Source organism: Kitasatospora griseola (genome assembly GCF_014648555.1).
GTDB lineage: Bacteria > Actinomycetota > Actinomycetes > Streptomycetales > Streptomycetaceae > Kitasatospora > Kitasatospora griseola.
The window spans coordinates 63,023-76,962 of the sequence record NZ_BMRI01000008.1 but is presented as its reverse complement, the minus strand read 5'-3'; the positions used below and the strand labels follow the sequence as shown (position 1 = coordinate 76,962).

Below are 13,940 nucleotides of genomic sequence, written 5' to 3'. Positions count from 1 at the left end.
GGTCGGTCCGCCGACCGGTCCGGTCCTGCTCGGACTGCCCGGGCGCGGATAGCCCGGCCCGGTTCGGGCGGGTGCGGTTCGGGGTTGTCCGGGGCTCGTCCCGGCGTGCTCGGAAAGCGCTTTCCATCCGCAGGTCGTCAGTACCCGATAGTCCGCAGTCGAGCAGTCACCACAAGGTATTCCGCAGGTATTCCCACACCCTAAAATGCGCATCTCAGATGCGAGTTTGGAGCTTCGGATGCTGTCCGAGAAGTCCGCGCAGACCGTGCGTGCCACCCTGCCCGTGGTCGGGGCGGCCATCGAGGAGATCACCGGCTCGTTCTACAACCGGCTTTTCGCTGCTCACCCCGAGCTGCTGCGTGACCTGTTCAACCGGGGCAACCAGGCCGACGGCAGCCAGAAGTCGGCGCTGGCCGGCTCGATAGCCGCCTTCGCGACCGCCCTGGTGAACAATCCCGACCAGCGACCGGACGCCATGCTCGCCCGCATCGCCCACAAGCACGCCTCGCTGGGCGTCACCGGCCCGCAGTACCAGGTGGTGCACGACAACCTGTTCGCCGCCATCGTCGAGGTGCTCGGCGAGGCCGTCACCCCCGAGGTCGCCGAGGCCTGGGAAGAGGTGTACTGGCTGATGGCCAACGCGCTGATCGCCCTTGAGGCCCGCCTGTACGAGGAGAGCGGCACCCACGGCGAGCGCCGCCCCTACACCGTGGTCTCCCGCACGGCCGAGACCGCCGACGTGGCGACCTTCCTGCTGCACCCGGCCGACGGCGGCCCCGTCCCGGCGCACAAGCCCGGCCAGTACGTCTCGGTGCAGGTCGAACTCCCGGACGGCGCGCGGCAGATCCGCCAGTACAGCCTGTCCGGTCGGCCCGACGGCGGCCTGCAGATCACCGTCAAGCGGGTCGCCGGCGACCCGGCCGGTGAGGTCTCCACCCACCTGCACCAGCACGTCGACCAGGGCGACACCCTGCTGGTCAGCGCCCCGTTCGGCGATGTGCAGCTGGTCGACGAGGACCGCCCGCTGGTGCTGGCCTCCGCCGGCATCGGCTGCACCCCGATCATCGGCATGCTGGAGCACCTCGCCGAGACCGGCGCCACCCGCAAGGTGATCGCCGTGCACGGCGACCAGCAGGAGTCCACCCACGCCTTCCGCGAGGATCTCGCCCGCCTGGCGGAGAAGCTCCCGAACGCCGAGGCCCACGTCTGGTACGAGCGCCCCGAGAGCGAGCGGCCCGCCGAGCGCACCGGCCGGGTCGACCTGACCGGCCTGGCCGTGCCCGCCGACGCCGTCGCCTACCTGTGCGGCCCGCTGCCGTTCATGCGCGCCGTGCGCACCCAGCTGCTGGAGGCCGGCGTGCCGGCCGCCGACATCCACTACGAGGTCTTCGGCCCCGACATGTGGCTCGGCCAGAACTGACCTGTCGCACCACGGCTTTCCGGGCCCGGCCCCGGCGCGGAGGTGTCCGCGCCGGGGCCGGGCCCGTCGGTCACAGCGAGGCGGTGATCGCGTCCCACAGCGCGACCCTGGCCCGCAGCGCGGTGCGGACCGTCGCCGCGCACTCCTCCCAGCGCCCGGTGTCGTCGCCGCACAGGTCGATCAGCATCTGCATCGCCATCGGGGTGTGCTGCTCGCCGTCCACCTCGATGTGCCGGGCCAGGTAGTCCTTGAAGACGCCGAGCCGCCCCGCCGAATCGTCGATCCGGACCACCTGCTCGAACATCTCCGGGATCAGGTCCTCCCGGCCGAACGCGAACGCCGCGGCCTGGCAGTGCACCGGCGCGTCCTCGATGATCCCGAACGTGACGGCCGTGAACTCGGCCGCCGCCTGCGGGATGTCGGCCAGCTTCGCGGCCTCCGCCACCGACCGGCCGGAACGGATCGCCGCCAGGAAGGCCTCGACCGGGCCCGTGTCGGCGCCCGCTCTCGCCATGCCGTCCAGGTACAGCTCGAAGTGGCTGATGTAGCCCTCGCCGAGCTCGTCGCTCTCCTCGACCAGCACGATCTCGTTGATCAGCCGGCGACTCGCCGTCGGACCGTCCGGCAGCCACGGCAGGGTCACGCAAGTAAGCTGCCGCTGAAGGCACTTGAGCAGGGACATGAAGTCCCAGACGGCGAACACGTGGGTCTGCTGGAAGGTCCGCACCTTCTCCAGGCTGTCCAGCGAGAGGTACATCGGGTGGGAGACCACCTCGCGGCGGACCTCCTCGATCGACTCGCGCAGGGCGGTCAGGCCGGGGTGGCTGCGGTCCCAGTGGTAGCGGTCGCTCATGGCTGCTCTCCTCGGGTGATGTGGTGAAGGTGGGGCTAAGGGTGCGCAGAGGTGTTACGGGACGGCTGTCGGTCGGCCGCCGGTCACTTCATGACGGCACGGATCGCGTCCCGGAGTTGGGCGGCGTCCGGCTGGAGGGCGCGGTCCAGGCCGAGGGCGAACGGCAGCACCGCGCCGTCCGGTCGGGTCACCCGGCGCGGCGGGGCGAGCAGTCGGCCTTCCTCGCCGGCGATCGCCAGCGCCTCGGCGGCGAACCCGGCGAAGCGGTTGGAGTCGTCCAGCACCACCAGCCGCCCGGTGCGCCCCAGGGAGGCGAGCAGCGCGGCCCGATCCAGCGGGTACAGGGTGCGCGGATCGAGCACCTCCACCGACACCTCGTCCGCCAACTCCTCAGCCACCGCGAGGGCTTGATACACCAGGTGCCCGACGGAGAGCACCGTCACGTCGGTGCCCGGCCGATGCGTCCGGGCCACGCCCAGCGGCACCGGCGCCAACGGCACCGTCACGTCCTCGCGGACGCCGAGGGCGCCCGCAGGGGCGAACAGCACCACCGGGTCGTCGTCCGCGATCGCCGAACTCAGCAGCCCGTACGCGTCGGTGGGCGTCGCCGGGACGAGCGTCTTGATGCCGACGTGCGCGAACAGGGCGTACGGATGGTCCGAGTGCTGGCCCGCCCAGCCGCTGCGGGAGCCCGAACCCGGCACCACCACGGTCAGCGGGACCCGCGCCTGGCCGCCCGTCATCAGCGAGAACTTGTGGGCCTGATTGGCGAGTTGCTCGAAGACCAGGAACAGCAGCGACGGGATCTGCAACTCGATCACCGGGCGCATCCCGGCCAGCGCCGCGCCGATGCCCGCCGAGGTGAACGCCTGCTCCGACAACGGCGTGTCCACCACCCGCTCGGCGCCGAAGCGCTGCTGCAGGCCCAGCGTCAACCCGGCCAGGCCCGCGCCCACGTCCTCGCCGAACACGCACACCGCCGGGTCGGCCGCCAATGCGTCCGCCAGCGCCCGGTTCATCGCCTTCGCGTACGACAGCAGGGTCACAGTGCCGCTCCCGACCGGGGCCGCAGCCCGCTCGCGTACAGGTGATCGTCGGCCGTCGCCGGATCCGGTTCCGCAGAAGCTAGCGCGAACTCGGCGGCCAAGGAAAGGAGTTGTGAGACATCGGCGTCGATCGAGGCGACCTCGGCAGGCGGCAGGGCCGCGGCGGCGGAGACGAGCGGATCGCGCTCGCGCCAGGCCGCGACCTCCTGCGGGGTGCGGTAGGAGAGACGGAACCGGCGCTCCATGGTGTGGTGCGCCTCGAAACGGTACGTCAGGCACTCCAGGAACCCCGGGCCGCCGCCCGCCCGTGCCCGCTCCGCCAGCCGCTGCGCCGCCGCCCGGACCGCCTCCACGTCCATGCCGTCCACCGTCTCCGCCGGAATGCCGAACGCCTCCGCCCGGCCGCACGCCGAACCGCCCACCGCCGCACCGGCCGGCAGCGTCGTCGCGTAGCCGTTGTTCTCGCACACGAACAGCACCGGGGCCCGCCAGATCGACGCCAGGTTCAACGCCTCCAGCAGCACCCCCTGGTTGAGCGCGCCGTCACCGAAGAACGAGGCCACCACCCGGGGCCGGCCCTGCCGCTGCGCCGCCCAGGCCGCGCCGACCGCGATCGGCGCGCCCGCGCCGACGATGCCGTTCGCGCCGAGGATGCCCAGCGAGAAGTCCGCAGCGTGCATCGACCCGCCCCGGCCCCGGTTCAACCCGTCGACCCGGCCCGCCAGTTCGGCCAGCAGCCGGCCCGGGTCGGCGCCCTTGGCGAGCACGTGTCCGTGGCCCCGGTGAGTGGACGTCAACTGGTCGTCCGCCGTCAGCGCCGCGCACACGCCGACCGCCACCGCTTCCTGGCCGATGTACGGATGGGTGCCGCCGACGATCAGGCCCGAACGCACCCACTCCAGCGCCAGCTCCTCGAACGAGCGGATCAGCCGCATCGCCCGGTACCGTCCGGCCCGGTCGGCCAGGTGCGGCAGGCTCACCGGCCCGACCGCCACAGCACCGGGCAGAACTCCGGGTCCGCGTAGTCCGGCCGGCCGTCCGCCGTGCGCCGCACCACCGCGTCGTGGTTGTACACCACCGGCGAGCCGTCCGACTTCAGGAACGAGCGGTAGCGGTTCGAACCGTCCTGCAGGTGCAGCGAGACCGCCCGGCGCGGCTGGGCGGACCGGTTCGGGCCGGAGCCGTGATAGGTCCGGCAGTGGTGGAAGGAGACGTGCCCGCGCGGGATCTCCACCGGCACCGTGCGCACCTCGGCACCGTTGAAATCGGCGTTCTCGTGGAGGAGTCGGTCGAGCTCGGCGCGGTCCCGGGCGGCGAAGTGCCGGGTCGAGTCGTCGCCGCCCGGGCGCTCCTCCCAGCGGTGGCTGCCGTCCACCATGGTGATGGTGCCCATCTCCTCCGTGCAGTCGTGGAACGGCAGGAACGCCGTCAGCATCCGCTGCGAGGTGGACGTCTGCCAGTAGTGCTTGTCGAAGTGCCACGGCACCACATTGCTCGGCTCGCCCGGCACCGGCGGCTTGTAGATCAGCGTCGCCTGGAACACCCGGATCTCCTCCGCCTGCGCCAGGCGCGCCGCGACCGCGCCCAGCAGCGGCTTGCGCAGGATGCGGCCGATCTCCGCATGCTCGTAGTGCACGTAGTCGTTGTGCCGCTGCACCGGCCCGTCGGCCGGCGTCCAGGACGCCAAGTGCGGTGGACGGGAGGGTAGTTCACGGTCCCGCTCGCCCGCGTAGTAGCGCTCGGTGGCGGCCTGCAGCACGTCCAGCTCCTGGTCGCTGAACAGCCGCCGCGACAGGTACCAGCCGCGCTCCGCGTACTCCAGCACCTCCTCGGCGGTCGGCAGCAGCGCCGACTCCTGCTCCGACAGCTCGAACGGCTCGGTGGTGGTGGCCACGTGAGGGATCTCCTTCGGTCAGTGGTCCGCGGTGACGGCGCGCTCGCGCTCCACCGCCTCGTACAGGGCCTTGATGTTGGCGGTGCCGAACGAGCCGGCGCCGCGCCGCTCCACCAGCTCCAGGAAGAAGGTGCGGCGCGGGTGGGTGGAGCGCGCGAAGATCTGGAACAGCTCGCCGCCGTGGTCGCGGTCCACCAGCACGTTGGTGTCGCGCAGGTCGGCCACCGGGATGCCGGTCGGGCCGAGCCGCGCCTCCAGCGCCCGGTAGTAGGCGCCCGGTGTGCTCAGGAACGCCACCCCGCGGTCGCTCAACTCCCGTACCGACGCGGTGATCGAGGCCGTGCTGAAGGCCACGTGCTGGACGCCCGCACCGCCGTGCGCCTCCAGGAAGCCGTCGATCTGACCGGCCGACCGCGACGTGTCCGGCTCCAGCAGGGTGAACGTGACGGAGCCGCACGGGCTCTGCACCACCCGGGAGTCCATCGCCTGCGCGCCGACCTCGATGTACTCGCGGAAGATCTCCCGGAAGCCCAGGCCGCGCACCGCCCACTCCACCGAGGCGTCCAACTGCCCGCCCGGCACCACGATCGCCACGTGGTCCAGCGACAACAGGCCTCCCGGGCCCGGGAGTTCACCGTCCGGAAGGAGATCCTGCGCGTCGGCGAAGCGCACCGCCAGGTCGCCGAAACCGGAGACCGTGCCCGCCCCGTCCAGGCAGCCGCCGCCCGCGTTCAGCGCCCGCTCGGCCGCCACGGCCGCCGCCACCCCGTCGGTGTGCCGCAGCGCTATCACGGCCACGCCGTCGCCGTGCCGCCGCACCCACTCCGTCACCTGGTGCTCGGCGTCCACCGCCGAGGTCACCAGCAGCCGGATCGAGCCCTGATGGGCCAACACCTGCACCGTTCCGGGCGAGTTGCGGGCCGGGCTGCTCAGCGTGAAGCCCCAGTCGTCGCGCAGTTGCGCGGCGTACTTGTGGGCGTCCTCCGCGTACAGTTCGAGATAGGCGATGCCCGCCACGGTCATGAGTCCCCTCCGAAGTGCCCGGCCGAGACGCCGAGTTGCTTGGCCGCGATGCTCGGCGGGCCGAACACCAGGCTCAGGTTGTGCCCGCCGAACGCGAACGAGTTGGACAGGGTGTGACGCACCGGACGGCGTACCGCAGAGCCACTGATGTGCCGCAACTCGCAGTCGGCGTCGGGTTGTTCGAGGTTCAGCGTGGGCGGCAGCAGGCCTTCGGCGACGGCCAGTGCGGACACCGCCGCCTCCACCGCCCCGGCCGCGCCCAGCAGATGGCCCGTCGCGCCCTTGGTGGAGCTGACCAGCGGGTCGGCCGCGCCGAACACCTCCCGCAGCGCCAGGACTTCCGCCCGGTCGCCCAACTTGGTGCCCGTGCCATGGGCGTTGACGTAGTCCACCGCCGACGCGTCCAGCCCCGCCGAGCGCAGCGCAGCGCGCATCGCACTGGCCGCGCCGGCCCCGTCGGGGCGCGGCATGGTCGGGTGGTGGGCGTCGGTGGCCGCGCCCCAGCCGGACAGCTCCGCGTACGCCGAGGCGCCGCGGGCGGCCGCGTGCTCGGCGCGTTCCAACACCAGGACGGCGCTGCCCTCGCCCAGTACGAACCCGTTGCGGCGGGCGTCGAACGGCCGGGATGCCTGCGTCGGGTCGTCCCAACCGGCGGCGAGGGCGCGCGAGTTGTCGAACGCGGCGGCGATGGTCGGGTGCAGTGGGGCCTCCGCGCCGCCGCACACCACCACGTCCGCCTCGCCGCCCCGGATCAGCCGCAGGCCCTCGGCGAGGGCCTGCGCGCCGGCTGCGCAGGCGGTGAGCACGGTCGAGCTGTAGCCGCGGATGCCGTGCGTGATGGCGATCCGGGCCGCCGGCATGTTGGACAGCATGCCCGGCAGCAGGTACGGGCTGACGGCGGCCCGGCCGCGCTCGCGCCGCCCCGCGGCCTGCTGCTCGTAGCTCTCCAGCCCGCCGCCGCCGGTGGCCAGCACCACCGCGGCCCGCTCCGGGTCGCAGTCCTGACGGATCGTCAGTTCGGCGTCATCCAGGGCGTCGTTCGCGGCGGCCAGGGCCAGCAGCAGGAAGCGGTCGGCGCAGCGGGTCTCGGTGGGCGGCAGCACCTCGCCGGCGGGCACGGGCGGGGCGATGCCGGCGGCTCGCAGCCAGCCCGCCGCCGGGTGGTCCGCGGCCGGGGCGGCCAGCCCGGAGCGCCCCTCGGCGAGGGCGCGGAACACCTCCGGGACGCCGCGGCCGAGCGGCGTCACCCAGCCGATGCCGGTGATCTGCGCGGCGGGCGCGTTCACCGGGCGCCCGCCGCGGCCAGGTGCTGCTGCCGCAGCAGGCCCTTGCGGACCTTGCCGGTCGGGCCGACCGGGATCTGCTCGTCCGGCACGGCGAGCACCGCGCGCACGGTGTCGGCGACGTGCGGCTCCAGCGCGGCCAGCACCCGGGCGGTGCGGTCGTCGGCCATGTCGCCGCCGACGCCGGTGGACGGGGCGAGTTGCAGCAGGACGTCCGTGACGACCCGGTCGCCGTCGCGGAACGCCACCACCGTGCAGTCGAGCACGTCCGGGCAGGCGACCAGGACGCGTTCCTCGGCGGCGGCGGTGTGCAGGAGGCGGCCCTCGCCGAGGTCGACGGTGTCGACGGCGCGGTCCACGTGGTAGTAGTAGCCGTCCTCGTCGCGGTACATCAGGTCGCCGGTGAGGAAGTAGTCGCGCAGCCGGGTGCGGTGGGTGGTGACGGAGTCGTTCCAGTAGCCGACCGCGAGGGTGGGGGAGCGGGTGCCGAGTTCGCCGACCCGGCCCGGGCCGAGCTCGTTGCCGTCCGGGTCGAGGATCGCGCAGTCGACGAACGCGTGCGGGCGGCCCACGCAGCGGCCGTAGCGGTCGGAGTCCGCGGTGTGGGTGATGAAGAAGTGCGAGTGGCCCATCTCGGAGGAGCCGAGGCCGTCGATGAACACCGAGCCGGCGGTGCGGACCCGGCCCTCGCGGGTGACGGTCTCGCGCGAACCCTGGGCGACCAGGCGGCGGATGTGGGTCTCGTGCGCGCAGTCGCCGGTGTTCCACCACAGACCGACCGAGGACAGGTCGCGGGCGGACAGGTCGTGCCGGGCCAGGTCTGCCCAGGTGGTGGCGAAGCCGTACACGCCGACCGGCTGCCAGCGTTCGACGGCGTCCAGCACCATCGGGCCCGACTGGCCCGACAGCAGGTGGAGTTGGGCGTCGAAGCTGAGCGCCAGGTTGACCGCGATCAGGGTGGCCGCGTGGGCGGCGGGCAGCGCGCTCAGCACCCGGTCGATGCCCTGCGGGCGGGGCAGCAGCAGCCGGTGGCGGATCGCCGCGTACAGGCTCTGGTGCGAGTGCAGCACGGCCTTGGGCAGGCCGGTGGTCCCCGAGGAGTGGGTGATGGCGACCGGGTCGGTGGGCCAGTGCCGGTACGGCGCGGGCGCGGACCGCGGGTCGCCGTCGGCGAGTTCGGCGGTGTCGGCGAGCAGGGCGGTGCCCAGGTCGTGGCCCGCCAGGGCCTTGGCGTGCTCGGCGTCCGCGAGCAGCCCGACCGCGTTCAGCCGGCGCAGGTATCGGGCCGAAGTGTCCACGTCCAGCGCCGGGTTGAGCAGTGCCGGGACGGCGCCGAGTCGGGTCAGCGCGAGGAAGGCCAGCACCTGGTCGGCCGCCGCGGAGGCCTGCACCGCCACCGGATCGCGTCGGCGCACCCCGAGCGCGTGCAGGGCGGCCGCCCGCTTCCGTACCGCCAGGTCGAGTTGACGGAGCGTCAGAGAAGTGTTGGCGGGGTGGCCGTCGACGGGGGTGTCGAAGGTCAGGGTCGGCGAGTCGAGGCCGAGTCCCTGTTCGACCCGGGTGGTCAGGACGTTGCCGGCGCCGACGGAACTGTCCTCGGACAGCACGGCGCGCAGGGTGCGGAGGCTCATGGATCCCGTTCTTCTCGTGGTGCGGGACGTCGGCGGGCTCGAACCCCGGGGTGCGTCAGGGGGCGAGCAGGACGGCGGTGGCGTGGTCGGGCGGGCCCTGGACGGCGGTGATCAGCAGCACCTGATCGGCGTCGCCGTCCTCGATCAACAGGCGGGCCCGGTCGTGGAGTTCGGTTTCGCTGTCGAAGCCGGGGCCGAGCGCCACGACCGGGCCGTCGAGCTGCCAGCGGGCGGCGAGGTGGCCGAGGACGGCGTTCGGGTTGGACTGGAAGAACAGCAGGGGCGGGACGCGCCGGCCGGTGGCGGTGGCCCCGGCGAGGGCGTCCGCCGTGCCGGTGTCGCCGGTCGGGCTGGCCAGCAGCAGGGCGGTGCGCGGCGGGTCGAGCGCGGGCGGCGGCCCGTAGTGGCGGCGCAGACAGCGGTCGGCGGTCTCGGCGACCAGCGGATTGAAGGCGGACTCCACGAACCCGGCGATGGCCGGGAGCCGGTCGTCCGGACGCTCGGGCCAGGCGGCGGACGCCAGCACCCGCAGCGGACCGGTCAGCTCCCGGGGGCCGAGCGGCGCGGGGACGGCAGGCTCCACCGGGGCGGGCAGCGGCGTGCCCTCGGCGGCGGTGGCGGTCATGCGGCGGCCACCAGAAGTGCGGTGTTCGCGCCGCCGAACGCGGAGTTCAGGGTGAGGGCCAGACCGGGGACGGCCGGGCGGGGACGGTCGAGTACCAGGTCGAGCGGACAGCCCGGGTCCGGGTGTTGCCACCCGGCGTTGACGGGCAGCGTCCCGGATTGCAACACGCCCACGGTGACGGCGAGTTCGAGCAGTGCGGAGGCCTCCAGGGCGTGGCCGTGCACGGACTTGGTGGAGCTGACCGGCGGCGTGCCGGACGGGAACACGGTCCGCAGGGCGGCGGCCTCGGCGAGGTCGCCGAGCTTCGAGCCCGCGCCGTTGGCGTTGACGTAGCCGATCGCCTCGGGCCCGGCGCCCGCCCGGGCGAGGGCGTGGTGCACCGCCCGCGCCAGGCCGGTGCCGTCCGGGTGCGGCCGGCAGACGTGGTGGGCGTCCCCGGTGCGGGCCCAACCGGCGATCCTGGCCAGCGGGTTCAGCCCGCCGCGTCGGCGCAGCGACGGCACCGACTCCAGGACCACCGCCACCACGGCGTCGCCGAGCAGCATGCCCTGCCGGCCCAGGCTGAACGGGCGGACGGCGCCGTCCCCGGCCAGCGCCCGGCCCGCGTCGAACACCGCGAAGGTGTCCGGCTCGACCAGGTAGCCGGCGGCGACCAGCACGCGTTCGCGGCGGCCGGAGGCGATCAGCGCGGCGGCGTCGGCGACGGCCGTGGCGGCCGCCACGCACGCGCCGGTGTACACCCGGGGCCGCAGCCCGGTGCGTTCGGCGACCTCCGCGGCGACCGGTCCGGCCCGCCGATCGCCGTGCAGGGCGAGCAGCAGGTCCTCGGGGGCGTCGCCGGGAGAACCGGACAGCGCGCCCGCCTCGGCGAGCACGTCCGCCAACTGGTCGGCCAGGCGCGGCGATCCGGGCGCGACGGCGGCCCGGTCGGTGCGGTGGCCGGCGGTGTCGAAGCGGTCCACCGGGACGAATGCGGGCCGTCCGGCCGTCGCGCCGTCCCGCAGTGCCGCGAGGCCCGGGCCGAAGGCCGAGCGGACACCGATGCCGCCGACCAGGACGGTGCGCCGCGGCGGACCGTTCCGGAGAGCGGTCGCGGTCATGGCGCGGCGACTCCCGCTTCCGTACGGGCGTCGGCCGGTGCGGGGGCGGGCGGTGCGGCGTTGGACGCGGCGGCGGCGGCGGTGGCGTCGGCCGGTGCGGGGGTGGGCGGTGCGGCGAGTGCGGCGGGTGGGGCGTCGAGCTGCTCGGCGATCTGGGCGCCGAGTGCGGCGACCGCGTCGTCCACCGTCCGGATCGCGTCCAACCGGTGGTCGTCGAGGTCGAGTTGGACGCCGTAGGTCTGTTCGGCCTCGGCGATCAGCCAGGTCAGTTCGAGCGAGCCCAGGTGCTCGTCGACCTGGTCGGGGGAACGGTCGCCGTAGCGGGCGAGCATCGCGATCGCCTCGGCCCGGCCGAACCGCACTGCGGAGTCGGTGGTACCCATCAGGCGGTGCCCACCGAGGACTTGGCGATCCGGCCGGCGACCTCGGCGCTGAACTCGTCGATGGTCATCAGCGCGGTGGACTCCATGTCGTCCAGCTCGAAGCGGATGCCGTACTCCTCCTCGACCTGCACAGCCAGGTCGGCCAGGGCGAGCGACTCCAGGTCGAGGCCGGCCGGGCCGAGGTCGGTCTCCGAAGTGACCTGCGAGACGTCGTAGTTCATTGCCGCCAAGGTGGCCAGGACGAACGAGCGGATCTGTTCCTGCATGGACTTGCTCTCTCCAACGCGTCGGGGTGCCGGGGTTCGGGGCATGGGGTGTCTCTGGACGGGCGGGCGGGGCAACGGGGCTCCGGCGCACGAGAGCTCTCGTGCGGGGTCTCGGTGTCCGGGGGTTTCCGTGTCCAGAGGTTCAGGGCAGGGCGCACCGACGGACGGGCGGACGGCGTCTGGAGCCGTCCACCCGGCCGGGCGCACTGCGGCGGAAGGGGGAAAGGGGAAAAGGGTGGGGCGGATCAGCGGGCGGCGTCGACCTGTCGGCGCAGGGCGGCGACGTCCCGCAGCAGCTTCCCGGTGGCGGTCCGGGGGAGCTGCGGCATCAGGTGCAGGCGGCGGGGCAGCTTGTAGCCCGCCAGTTCCCTGCCGAGCAGTTCGCGCAACTGCTCGGTCGCGCCGTCCCGTTCGGACGGTGCGCGGGAGGCACCGTCGGCGGTCGCGGCATACGCCTCGATCGCGCCGTCGGCGAACACCACCACGGCCTCGACCACGCCGGGAAGCCCGGTCAGGGTCTGCTCGACCTCGTTCAGGTCGACCTTGAGGCCGCCGATGGAAATCTGTGAGTCGCGCCGCCCCAGCACCGTCACCCGTCCGGTGCCGGCGTCGAGCAGTGCGGCGTCCCTGGTGTGCAGCAGGCCGTCCGACCAGCGGGTCGGGTCGGTCGGGCCCAGGTAAGGGGAGTGCGCGCGGGTGATGTGCAACTCGCCCGCGCTCAGCGACAGTTCCATACCGTGCACGGGATGCAGGGCCGGATGGTGGCGGCCCGTCAGATCGGTGGCGATGACCCCGGTCTCGGTCATCCCGTACATGGTGCCCAGCGGCACACCGTAGCGTTCGCGGAACGCGGCGGGAAGCCCGGGGCGGATCAGCTCGCCGGCCACGACCATCCGCCGCAGCTGCGGGAGTTGGGGCGGCGCGGCCACCGCGGCCAGCAGCTCCGCGTGGAACGGCACGCCGATCACGGTGGTCGGGGCGGCGCCGTCGGCGACCGCAGTGAGGATGCCCGCGGGGGTCATCCGCTGCGGCACCACCAGTTCGACGCCCGCGTGCAGGGCGTGCAGCAGCCCGCCGACCAGGCCGAGCACGTGCACCGTCGAGGACAGCAGCACGGTGCGCTCGCCCCGGGCCGGGAACTCCGGCAGCCGTGCGTAGCAGTCGAGTTCGCGCAGCAGGTCGCCCGCCGTCCGCCCGATCACCTTCGACGGGCCGGTCGAGCCCGAACTGAGCTGGATCAGCGCGTGATGGTGGGACGTGGCGGGTTCGGCGACCGCTTCCGGGTCCGGCGGGGAAGCCGGGAGCGACCTGAACCGCGGACGCCCGTCGGCGAGTTCGACCAGCACCCGGGGGCGCAGCCGGTTCACGGCACGGTCCACCTCGGCAGCGGTGAGACGGTGGTCGAGCAACACGGCCCGAGCTCCGGCCCGCCACGCGGCCAACAGCACCGCGACGAACTCCGCCGAAGGCGGCATGCGCAGCGCCATTGTGCCCTGCTCGCCGAGGCCGGCCGCGGCCAACTGCCGCTGCCGCTCGGCCACCAGGGCCCGCAGCGTCCCCCTGCTCACCGGAGCGCCGAAGTGCAGGCACGGTTCGCCGTCCGGTCCGGCGAGTAACTGCTCGTCCACCCAGTCCGCGGCAACCGTGCGGCCGCGCACCGGGGTTGGGATCAACGTCAACGCAACTCCACGCGCTCGAATGGGAAGCATGGGTCGGAAGTTGTGATGCTTCAGTGTGGATCCCCCGTCGGTGCCGACCTTTGCACGGGAGCGCATCAAGGGTCAAGGTCTATACCAGTGGCGACCGGACCCCTACGCTGTCCCTCGTTTTCGCACCGGTTGACGGATCATCAGGAGGTTCGGAGACGATGGTTCCGCTCACTCTGGCGGAGCACGGCGCGCTGGCGAAGGGCCTGCTGCCTGCGGCGATCTGGGACTTCTTCGAAGGCAGCGCCGGAACCGAGTGGACTCGCCGGGCCAACCTCGACGCCTGGCGCCACCACGTGCTGCGCCCGCGCGTCCTGGTGGACGTCTCGGCGCCCGACTGCGGCACCGAGCTGCTCGGCGCCCGGCTGACCGCCCCGTTCGGGGTCGCGCCGATGGCCTACCACCAACTCGCCCACCCCGACGGGGAGTGCGCCACCGCCCGGGCCGCCGCCGAGGCCGGCGCGCTGCTGATCGTCAGCATCTTCGCCAGCCGCACGCTGGAGCAGATCGCCGCCGCCGCACCCGGCGCGCCGCGCTGGCTCCAGCTGTACTGGCTGCGCGACCGGGAAGCGCTCACCACGCTGGTGCGGCGCGCCGAACAGGCCGACTACCGGGCCCTGGTGCTCACCGTGGACGCGCCCAAGGTCGGCCGCCGGCTGCGTGACCTGCGCAACGCCTTCGCGCTGCCGGCCGACCTCACCGCCGCCAAC

The 13,940-nt window shown here is 73.6% G+C and carries 14 protein-coding genes; 2 read left to right on the top strand and 12 right to left on the bottom strand.

Annotation, left to right across the window (positions count from 1 at the left end; genetic code table 11):
• Nucleotides 1-238: 238 nt before the first annotated feature.
• Nucleotides 239-1,420: a globin domain-containing protein gene (locus tag IEZ12_RS12745; RefSeq protein ID WP_189272147.1), complete on the top strand. Its 1,182-nt coding sequence runs from the start codon at nt 239-241 to the stop codon at nt 1,418-1,420.
• Nucleotides 1,421-1,490: 70 nt separating this feature from the next.
• Here IEZ12_RS12745 and IEZ12_RS12740 read toward each other — a convergent pair whose 3' ends face one another.
• The 12 genes from IEZ12_RS12740 to IEZ12_RS12685 form a co-directional block, all read right to left on the bottom strand.
• Nucleotides 1,491-2,273, bottom strand: a complete 783-nt coding sequence (locus IEZ12_RS12740; protein WP_189272146.1) for a DUF3050 domain-containing protein — start codon at nt 2,271-2,273, stop codon at nt 1,491-1,493.
• Between the two features lie 83 nt (nt 2,274-2,356).
• A complete protein-coding gene (locus IEZ12_RS12735) occupies nt 2,357-3,319 on the bottom strand; it encodes an alpha-ketoacid dehydrogenase subunit beta (protein ID WP_189272145.1) in 963 nt (320 codons plus the stop codon).
• On the bottom strand, nt 3,316-4,299 hold the full coding sequence (locus IEZ12_RS12730) for a thiamine pyrophosphate-dependent dehydrogenase E1 component subunit alpha (RefSeq protein WP_229847479.1): 984 nt from the start codon (nt 4,297-4,299) through the stop codon (nt 3,316-3,318). Before IEZ12_RS12730 ends, IEZ12_RS12735 begins: the two co-directional genes overlap by 4 nt.
• Nucleotides 4,296-5,213, bottom strand: coding sequence for a phytanoyl-CoA dioxygenase family protein (locus tag IEZ12_RS12725; protein WP_189272144.1), 918 nt, complete (start codon nt 5,211-5,213; stop codon nt 4,296-4,298). Before IEZ12_RS12725 ends, IEZ12_RS12730 begins: the two co-directional genes overlap by 4 nt.
• 18 nt (nt 5,214-5,231) lie before the next feature.
• Entirely contained in the window at nt 5,232-6,236 is a 1,005-nt protein-coding gene (locus tag IEZ12_RS12720) for a 4-hydroxyphenylpyruvate dioxygenase family protein (protein ID WP_100584778.1), read from the bottom strand.
• Complete coding sequence (locus IEZ12_RS12715) at nt 6,233-7,522, bottom strand: beta-ketoacyl-[acyl-carrier-protein] synthase family protein (protein WP_189272143.1); 1,290 nt, start codon at nt 7,520-7,522, stop codon at nt 6,233-6,235. The genes IEZ12_RS12720 and IEZ12_RS12715 overlap by 4 nt, the downstream gene beginning before the upstream one ends.
• The gene (locus tag IEZ12_RS12710; protein ID WP_189272142.1) at nt 7,519-9,150 is read right to left on the bottom strand and encodes a class I adenylate-forming enzyme family protein; all 1,632 of its coding nucleotides are present in this window, start codon (nt 9,148-9,150) and stop codon (nt 7,519-7,521) included. Before IEZ12_RS12710 ends, IEZ12_RS12715 begins: the two co-directional genes overlap by 4 nt.
• Before the next feature lie 55 nt (nt 9,151-9,205).
• The gene (locus tag IEZ12_RS12705; protein ID WP_189272141.1) at nt 9,206-9,775 is read right to left on the bottom strand and encodes a hypothetical protein; all 570 of its coding nucleotides are present in this window, start codon (nt 9,773-9,775) and stop codon (nt 9,206-9,208) included.
• Nucleotides 9,772-10,875, bottom strand: coding sequence for a beta-ketoacyl synthase N-terminal-like domain-containing protein (locus IEZ12_RS12700; RefSeq protein WP_189272140.1), 1,104 nt, complete (start codon nt 10,873-10,875; stop codon nt 9,772-9,774). The genes IEZ12_RS12705 and IEZ12_RS12700 overlap by 4 nt, the downstream gene beginning before the upstream one ends.
• A complete protein-coding gene (locus IEZ12_RS38310; protein WP_229847478.1) occupies nt 10,872-11,258 on the bottom strand; it encodes a hypothetical protein in 387 nt (128 codons plus the stop codon). Before IEZ12_RS38310 ends, IEZ12_RS12700 begins: the two co-directional genes overlap by 4 nt.
• A complete protein-coding gene (locus IEZ12_RS12690) occupies nt 11,258-11,524 on the bottom strand; it encodes an acyl carrier protein (RefSeq protein ID WP_043911397.1) in 267 nt (88 codons plus the stop codon). Before IEZ12_RS12690 ends, IEZ12_RS38310 begins: the two co-directional genes overlap by 1 nt.
• A gap of 245 nt (nt 11,525-11,769) precedes the next feature.
• Entirely contained in the window at nt 11,770-13,203 is a 1,434-nt protein-coding gene (locus IEZ12_RS12685; RefSeq protein ID WP_229847477.1) for a class I adenylate-forming enzyme family protein, read from the bottom strand.
• A gap of 188 nt (nt 13,204-13,391) precedes the next feature.
• Here IEZ12_RS12685 and IEZ12_RS38305 point away from each other — a divergent pair.
• A partial coding sequence (locus IEZ12_RS38305) for an alpha-hydroxy acid oxidase (protein WP_229847476.1) occupies nt 13,392-13,940 on the top strand: 549 nt, incomplete at its 3' end.